A 7,808-nucleotide genomic window follows, 5' to 3' on the forward strand; every position below is an offset into this window, starting at 1 on the left:
GGGATCGGGCCGCAGCGAGTTTCTCGATCTTATCTTCGGCATTCAGCATGCTGACAGCGGCACGATCCGCTTGGGCGACAAGACGCTTAACCGCCATTCCCCGCGAGAGGCCATCGACAGCGGCATTGCCTACGTGACGGAAGATCGCAAGGAAACCGGCCTGGTGCTGTGCCGTTCCGTCAGTGAAAACATCAATATCGCCTCTTTTGCCGGCATCAGCCGAATGGGGTTCGTCAGCGAAAAACGGGAGCAAGCGCGAACCCGCGACATGATCCAGCGCTTCAACGTTAAAACCCACGATGGCGAACAGCCCGTGGGCAACCTGAGCGGCGGCAATCAGCAAAAAGTGGTGCTGGGCCGCTGGGCGCTGCTGGATCCGGAGGTGTTGTTGCTCGACGAGCCGACGCGCGGCATCGACGTCGGCGCCAAGAAAGAGATCTACCGATTTATGTCGGAGTTCGCCTTGCAAAACAAGGGGATCATCATGGTTTCCTCCGAGCTTTCGGAAATTATCGGCATGAGCGATCGCATATTGGTATTTCGTGACGGGCAGTTGGCCGGCGAGCTTTCGGCGGCCGATGCGAGCCAGGCAGCACTGATGAAACTTGCGGTTTAACAGAGAGAGAAAAAAAATGAGCAGCGCCCACTCCTTATCACCAGGAATTTCATTTTTCACCCGCAATAAACGCCGTATGCACAAATACGGCATTATCATCGCCTTTTTCGCGCTGTGCCTGATCGTGGCGCTGATTGGCGAATATCAGGTCGCCCAGGGGGCCTGGAGCAGCAATTATTTTCTCAGCAATGAAAACACCCTGATCGTCCTGCGCCAGGTCTCGATCAACGGTATTCTGGCGATCGGCATGACCTTCGTCATCATTACGGCCGGCGTCGATCTCTCCGTGGGCTCGGTGCTGGCGTTAAGCGGGATCGTCGCCGCCCGTTTCGCCACCAACAACAGCGGATTGGCTATCGGCGACACCGCGACCGCCGTCATGGCGCCGCTGATCGTGGCGCTGGGCATCGGCATCGTCTGCGGCCTGGTGAACGGCACCGTGTTGGCTCGTTACCGGTTGCAGCCGTTTATCGTCACCATGGGCATGCTCTCCGCGGCGCGCGGGTTAACCATGTTGACCACCAACGGCAATCCGGTATCGCAATTGAACAGCGATTTCCGCTGGTTAGGCAATGGCTATGTCGGCGGCGTTCCGGTGCCCGTCATCATCTTCATCGTGCTGTTCGCCCTCGCCTGGCTGGTGCTGAATAAAACCCTCTTCGGGCGTTACATCTACGCCGTCGGCGGCAACCCGAAAAGCGCGCGCACCTCGGGGATTAACGTCACCCGCATCAAAATACTGGTGTATACGCTGTGCGGCGCGCTGGCCGGCATCGCCGGCCTGATCCTTACGGCGCGCACCGGTTCGGCGCAGACCAACGCCGGCGCAGGGTATGAGCTGGACGCCATCGCGGCGGTGGTGATCGGCGGCACCAGCATGGCCGGCGGCGTCGGTACGCTGGTCGGCACTTTCTTCGGCGTGCTGATTATCGGGGTGATGAATAACGGCCTCGATCTGCTCGGCGTGCAATCGTATTACCAACAAATTATCAAAGGCGCATTGATCGTTCTTGCCGTATTGCTCGACCCATCGCGTAAGCAACAGCGCGATTAATAACATCAGACCCAACTCTACCAGGAGAAAACCATGAATAAGACCAAGATAGCGTTGTTTGCCTCTGCCATGATGCTCGGTAGCCTGTCGGCGGCTCAGGCCGCCCCGGTAAAAATCGCGGTATTGATGTACGGCAACAAAGCCGAGTTCGTGCAATTGATGGAAAGGTTCGGCAAGGAACACCCGGCGGTGAAAAGCGGCGAAGCCGTACTGACTTTCTACGATGGGCGTTATGATGCATCGGTGCAAAACGATCAGGCCGCCACCGCTATCCAGACGCGCGCCGATGCCATTATCGTCAACCCGATGGATTTTGAGGCCAATATCGATATCGTCACCAATGCCAACGAAGCCAAAATCCCGGTGGTGGTCACCAACGCGCGCCTGAACACGGACGCGATGACGTCTGAAGTGGTGTCTAATGACGAGTTGGGCGGGTATCTGGAAGCCAAAGCCGTCCTGGACAAACTCGACTGCAAGAACCGGAAGGTGAACGTGGTGATTATCGAAGGCCCGAAAGGCGGCAGCGGCGAGATCCAGCGCGGCAAAGGCAATGATAAAGCGATTGCCGAGTGCGGCGCCGGCCAGGTCACGGTACTTGAGCGCAAAACGGCCAACTGGTCACGCGCGGAAGCGCAGCCGCTGATGGAAAACTGGCTGCAGAAACACCGGGGTAAAATCAACGGCGTGATTGGCCAGAACGACGAGATGGCGCTGGGCGCTATCGAAGCGATCAAAGGCGCCGGCCTGAATGTGAAGGACTTCGCAATTGCCGGCGTTGACGGCGTCTCTGACGCGATTCATGCGGTGCAGGCCGGTGAAATGGTCTCTATTCTGCAAGATGCCAAAGGCCAGATGCAGGGTTCCATCGACGTCGCGCTGCGCGCCGTGAAAGGTGAAAGCTATCAACCGCAGTCGGACATCTGGAAGCAGTACGCCAAGGATCTGAAATGGGAGGGCGGCACGCAGAAGCATTACTACATTCCGTGGACCGTCGTTACCGCAGAGAACGCCCAATCGCTGTTGGACGCCCGTAAATAATTCCCCCGCCCCCTGCCTTCAGGGGGCCCCGCAGGGGCGCTTGCCTGCGAACAAAAAAAAAGCCAGCACGGAGTGGCTGGCTAAAAAGTTCTTCGAGGGAATATCTTGTGCGATAAACATACGCCTTTCACTGCGGGCTTTACTAGCTATCAGTGCGATAGGCACCCTCAGTTAAAATCAACGCCTGCATATCGGTGAACATCGTTTCCCATTCCGCCTGATCGATATCCATCAAACCAAAGTAACGCAGCATAAAGGCGCCTTCGGTGGCGAGAAACGCCAGGCGCGCGCGCTTGCCTCCTTCCGTCGTCAAATCCAAACCGGCGATGCGGCTGCGATACCATTCGCGCGTGCTCGCCAGATGCTCCGGCGTTTGAATCAGCGTCGCCATCAGCCCGGCGGCCTTGGCGCTGGCGGTCTGATCCGAGCTTTGCGTCGCCAGCATATGCGCGCGCACGCCGGTCTGCGGCGAAGGATCGTCACCGGCGATAGCGGCGAACAGCGTCTCGTAGGCACTGCCCCAGCGATCGAACATGGCGTCAATCAGGGCGTCTTTGCTGCCGAAACAGTACTGCACCCCGCCCTTGGAGATCCCCATCGCTTTGGCGACGGCGTCGATGGTCAAGCCGGCGGCGCCCTGGGTGGCGACGATCTCTTCGGCGGTGTCCAAAACCTTGTCGCGATCGATGCTGCGTTGACGTCCCATTAAGAAACCCTTCTTTTCAATACGAACGTATGGATATATATTATCGCCAGTATACCACCCGGCATCGCCGGAGGGTTACCACAATGGCGGCGCCTTCGCGCCGCCCACGTTAACTGGATTATGACTTATGTACGCCAAGAACCGCTGGTTAATCCTGACAATGGTCGCCAGCGCCCTGTTCCTGATCGTCATCGATATGACGGTGTTATATACCGCCCTGCCGCGTTTAACCCAGGCGCTGGATGCCAGCGCCTCGCAAAAACTCTGGATCGTCAACGCCTACCCATTGGTGGTGGCCGGTCTGTTGCCTGGCGCCGGCATGCTGAGCGATCGCATCGGCCATAAACGGCTGTTTCTCGCCGGGCTGCCGGTGTTTGCCGTCGCGTCGCTGTGCGCCGCCTTTTCGCCAACCGCCGAATGGCTGATCGCCGCGCGGGTGTTCCTCGCCGTTGGCGCGGCAATGATGATGCCCGCCACGCTGTCCATCGTACGCCACGTCTTTACCGACGAACGCGAACGCGCGCTGGCGATCGGCATCTGGGCGTCGGTGGCCTCCGGCGGCGCGGCCATCGGCCCGGTGGTCGGCGGCCTGCTGTTGGAGTATTTCTGGTGGGGCTCGGTGTTCCTGATCAATGTGCCGGTGGTGTTGCTGGTCTGGCCGCTGGCATGGAAACTGATCCCGCGCTGCGGCGGCGATAACCCACGCCCCGCCGATATCATCGGCTCGGTGCAGATCATGATAGGCCTGGTCGGCGCTATCTATGCGCTGAAGGAATTGAGCAAGCCGACGCCTGAAGTCAGCGCCTTGCTCGCAGCAGCCCTGATCGGCATCCTGTTCCTGGCGCTGTTCGTGCGTCGTCAGCAGCGCAGCGCCCACCCGATGATCGATTTCTCCCTGTTCCGCAACCGGCTGTTCGCCGGCGGTATCGGCGTGGCATTGCTGTCGATGGTGGCGCTGATTGGCGTCGAGCTGGTGCTCAGCCAACGCTTGCAACTGGTGCTCGGCCTCAGTCCGCTACAGGCGGCGCTGTTCATCTTGCCGATCCCGCTGGCCTCGGCGCTGGCGGGGCCAATGGCCGGTTTGCTGCTGCCGCGCTACGGTGAGCGCAGCATCATTCTCGGCGGTTTCGCCCTGACCGCCTTCGGCATCGCCGGCCTCGCCCTGTTCTATCAGAGCGGCATAGCGCCGCAGCTGGCGAGCCTGGCGTTGGTGGGCTTCGGCCTCGGCGGCGTGATCACCGCCGCTTCCACCGCCATCATGTTGAACGCGCCGGAGGAGAAATCCGGCATGGCGGCATCTATCGAAGACGTCTCCTACGAGCTGGGCGGCGTGCTGGGCGTGACGTTGCTCGGCGGGCTGATGACGGCGGTCTACAGTCACAGCCTGGCGCTGCCGGCGGCGCTGCCGGTCAGCGATTTAGCCTACGACAGCATCGACGAAGCGTTGCGCCTGGCGGCAGGAATGGCGGCCGATCGCGCGCAGCAGTTGACGCAGCTGGCGCGTCTGGCCTTTGATCGCGCCTTTATTTCGGTACTGATCGCCGCCGCGCTGTTAATGGCGCTGGGCGCAGGTGTGGTAAAACTGGCGCTGCGCAAGTAACCGAGAAAAGCGACTTTTTTCGCCTGCGGAACCTGCGTAAACTGATTCGGCAATTTGCTCGACGGATTTATCGTCATCGGTTTGAGCGATGGCAATAATGCCTGTTATCGTATTTAACCCTGCGATAAATCCGGTTACTGTAACAGCTATGGAAATTGATTCTGTCTACTATCGGAACAAATAATCAGGAGAAGATTATTATGGCAACGGCAAAGAAAGCAGCGAAAACCCATATCGGCCTTGACAGTAAACAATCAGCAAAACTCGCCGAAGCGTTGAATGCGCTGTTGGCAAACTATCAGGTGCTGTATATGAACGTGCGCGGCTATCATTGGAACATTACCGGCCCGCAGTTCTTTGAACTGCACGCGAAATTCGAAGAGACATATAACGATCTGCTGACCAAGGTGGATGAGCTGGCGGAACGTATTCTGACGTTGGGCTCGCAGCCGCGTCACGCTTTCAGCGATTATCTGAAAACCGCCGACATCAAGGAACACACCAACGTGACCGATGATAAGGGTACGCTGCGCGGCCTGTTGGAAGGGTATTCAATCTTGCTGCAACAGCAGCGTGAGCTGCTGACGGTGGCGGCAGACGCCGGCGACGAAGGCACCGCGTCGTTGATGAGCGATTACATCAAAGAGCAGGAAAAACAGGTCTGGATGCTCAACGCCTATTTGGGCAAATAACTCAGACGCCATAACAAAACAGTCCCTCACGGGACTGTTTTCGTTTTACCACTCGCAGGATACCGCAAACAGCAGCGCGCGCCGATGCTGATCGTCCAGGCGCCGCCGCACCCGGATAATATGGCGATTGCTGCACGACTGGCGTTCCAGCCAGCGATGCCGCCGACGTTGGCTCTGCCGCAACATGCGCCAGCGGCCCACTTCATTTCTACTGCGTCTCATAATTCCGTCACTCGTTCGTCTAATGCCAACCGCGGGCATTATAGCCCTTTCCGCCCGCGATCCAAGCCGCCGTTATCGGCGGCACAGCGAACGCCACGCGGGCAAAAGCCGCCCTTTCAATTTCGGCAAGTGCCTTAACTTCATCATATTTATGTAACATAAGCGCCGATAAAAGGTTTCGCCTTGCCCGATCTGTGCGTACACTCATCATTGGTGGTTTGCGAACGGGATTTTTCGCCTTTATGACAACATTTTATACCGTAATCAGTTGGCTCATGGTGTTCGGCTACTGGCTGCTGATCGCCGGCGTGACGATGCGCATTTTGATGAAACGCCGTGCGGTTCCCTCTGCCATGGCCTGGCTGCTGGTTATCTATATTCTGCCGCTGTTCGGCATCGTCGCCTATTTATCGTTCGGCGAACTGCACTTGGGCAAGCGCCGGGCCGAGCGCGCCAAGGCCATGTGGCCGTCGACCGCGCGCTGGCTGAAGGAATTGAAAGAGAGCCGCCGCATCTTCGCCACCGAATACAGCGAAGTCGCTGAACCGCTGTTCCAGCTGTGCAACCGCCGCCAGGGCATCGACGGCGTCAAGGGCAACCAGCTGCAGTTGCTCACCACTACCGACGACACGTTGAAAGCGCTGATCCGCGACATCGAGCTGGCGCGCCACAACATCGAAATGGTGTTCTATATCTGGCAGCCCGGCGGCCTGGTCGATCAGGTGGCCGAATCGCTGATGGCCGCCGCGCGGCGCGGCGTGCACTGCCGCCTGATGCTGGACTCCGCCGGCAGCCTGCCATTTTTCCGCAGCCCCTACCCGGCGATGATGCGCAACGCAGGCATCGAAGTAGTCGAAGCGCTGAAGGTTAACCTGCTGCGCGTATTCCTGCGCCGTATGGATCTGCGCCAGCACCGCAAGGTGGTGCTGATCGACAACTACATCGCCTATACCGGCAGCATGAACATGGTCGATCCGCGCTACTTCAAGCAGGATGCAGGCGTCGGCCAATGGATCGATCTGATGGCGCGCATGGAAGGCCCGGTGGCTACTACGATGGGCATCGTCTATGCCTGCGACTGGGAGATTGAAACCGGCAAGCGCATTCTGCCGCCGCCGCCGGACGTCAACATCATGCCGTTCGAGCAGGAAAGCGGCCACACCATTCAAGTGATCGCCTCCGGCCCCGGTTTCCCCGAAGAAATGATCCACCAGGCGCTGCTGACCGCCGTTTATTCCGCGCGCGAGCAGTTGATCATGACCACGCCGTACTTCGTGCCGAGCGACGATCTGCTGCACGCCATCTGCACCGCCGCTCTGCGCGGCGTTGAGGTCAGCATCATCGTGCCGCGCGACAACGATTCGATGATGGTGCGCTGGGCCAGCCGCGCGTTTTTCTCCGAGCTGCTGGAAGCCGGGGTGAAAATCTATCAGTTCGAAGGCGGTCTGCTGCATACCAAGAGCGTGCTGGTCGACGGCCAGCTCAGCCTGGTCGGCACCGTCAATCTGGATATGCGCAGCCTGTGGCTGAATTTCGAGATCACCCTGGTGATCGACGACGACGGCTTCGGCAGCGATCTGGCGTGCGTGCAGGAAGACTATATCGCCCGTTCCAAACTGTTAAACGCCAAAGAGTGGCTGAAGCGGCCGTTCTGGCATCGCCTGGTCGAACGCCTGTTCTACTTTTTCAGCCCGTTGCTGTAAAAGCCGCGGCGAGCGTGCTTTAATAGCGCCAAATCATTTGTTATCAGGATTTTTTTATGGATTTGAATAACCGCCTTACCGAAGACGAAACGCTGGAACAGGCCTACGATATTTTCCTCGAATTGGCCGGCGACAATCTGGATCCGGCGGATATTCTGCTGTTCAATCTGCAGT

Annotated in this window: 9 protein-coding genes; 7 read left to right on the top strand and 2 right to left on the bottom strand. The window is 58.7% G+C overall.

The annotated features are described in order from the left end of the window. The 3 genes from ADK28_RS04955 to ADK28_RS04965 form a co-directional block, all read left to right on the top strand. A partial coding sequence (locus ADK28_RS04955; RefSeq protein ID WP_048795045.1) for an ATP-binding cassette domain-containing protein occupies window positions 1-616 on the top strand: 616 nt, incomplete at its 5' end. Window positions 617-692: 76 nt separating this feature from the next. After that, window positions 693-1,670 carry an ABC transporter permease gene (locus ADK28_RS04960; RefSeq protein WP_016927501.1) on the top strand — a complete coding sequence of 326 codons (978 nt, stop codon included), beginning with the start codon at window positions 693-695 and terminating at the stop codon, window positions 1,668-1,670. Window positions 1,671-1,703: 33 nt separating this feature from the next. Further along, a complete protein-coding gene (locus ADK28_RS04965) occupies window positions 1,704-2,711 on the top strand; it encodes a substrate-binding domain-containing protein (RefSeq protein ID WP_033640121.1) in 1,008 nt (335 codons plus the stop codon). Between the two features lie 142 nt (window positions 2,712-2,853). Here the strand turns inward: ADK28_RS04965 and ADK28_RS04970 are convergent, their stop codons facing one another. Continuing rightward, entirely contained in the window at window positions 2,854-3,417 is a 564-nt protein-coding gene (locus ADK28_RS04970; RefSeq protein ID WP_016927499.1) for a TetR/AcrR family transcriptional regulator, read from the bottom strand. A gap of 127 nt (window positions 3,418-3,544) precedes the next feature. On the opposite strand from ADK28_RS04970, the gene smfY reads away from it, so the two are divergent. Both smfY and ADK28_RS04980 read left to right on the top strand, forming a co-directional pair. Next, window positions 3,545-5,017, top strand: coding sequence for a multidrug efflux MFS transporter SmfY (smfY, locus tag ADK28_RS04975; RefSeq protein ID WP_048795046.1), 1,473 nt, complete (start codon window positions 3,545-3,547; stop codon window positions 5,015-5,017). A 200-nt stretch (window positions 5,018-5,217) separates the two neighbouring features. Then, window positions 5,218-5,709, top strand: a complete 492-nt coding sequence (locus ADK28_RS04980; protein WP_004932132.1) for a Dps family protein — start codon at window positions 5,218-5,220, stop codon at window positions 5,707-5,709. Window positions 5,710-5,754: 45 nt separating this feature from the next. Here the strand turns inward: ADK28_RS04980 and ADK28_RS04985 are convergent, their stop codons facing one another. Further along, the gene (locus ADK28_RS04985) at window positions 5,755-5,931 is read right to left on the bottom strand and encodes a YciY family protein (RefSeq protein WP_025159792.1); all 177 of its coding nucleotides are present in this window, start codon (window positions 5,929-5,931) and stop codon (window positions 5,755-5,757) included. Window positions 5,932-6,173: 242 nt separating this feature from the next. Here ADK28_RS04985 and cls point away from each other — a divergent pair, with 242 nt between their 5' ends. Both cls and ADK28_RS04995 read left to right on the top strand, forming a co-directional pair. Continuing rightward, entirely contained in the window at window positions 6,174-7,634 is a 1,461-nt protein-coding gene (gene cls, locus ADK28_RS04990; RefSeq protein ID WP_004932137.1) for a cardiolipin synthase, read from the top strand. Between the two features lie 56 nt (window positions 7,635-7,690). Continuing rightward, window positions 7,691-7,808: DUF440 family protein (locus ADK28_RS04995; RefSeq protein WP_048795047.1), on the top strand; the 118-nt coding region annotated here is incomplete at its 3' end.

Origin of the sequence: Serratia sp. 506_PEND (assembly GCF_001076875.1) — a bacterium.
GTDB lineage: Bacteria > Pseudomonadota > Gammaproteobacteria > Enterobacterales > Enterobacteriaceae > Serratia > Serratia marcescens.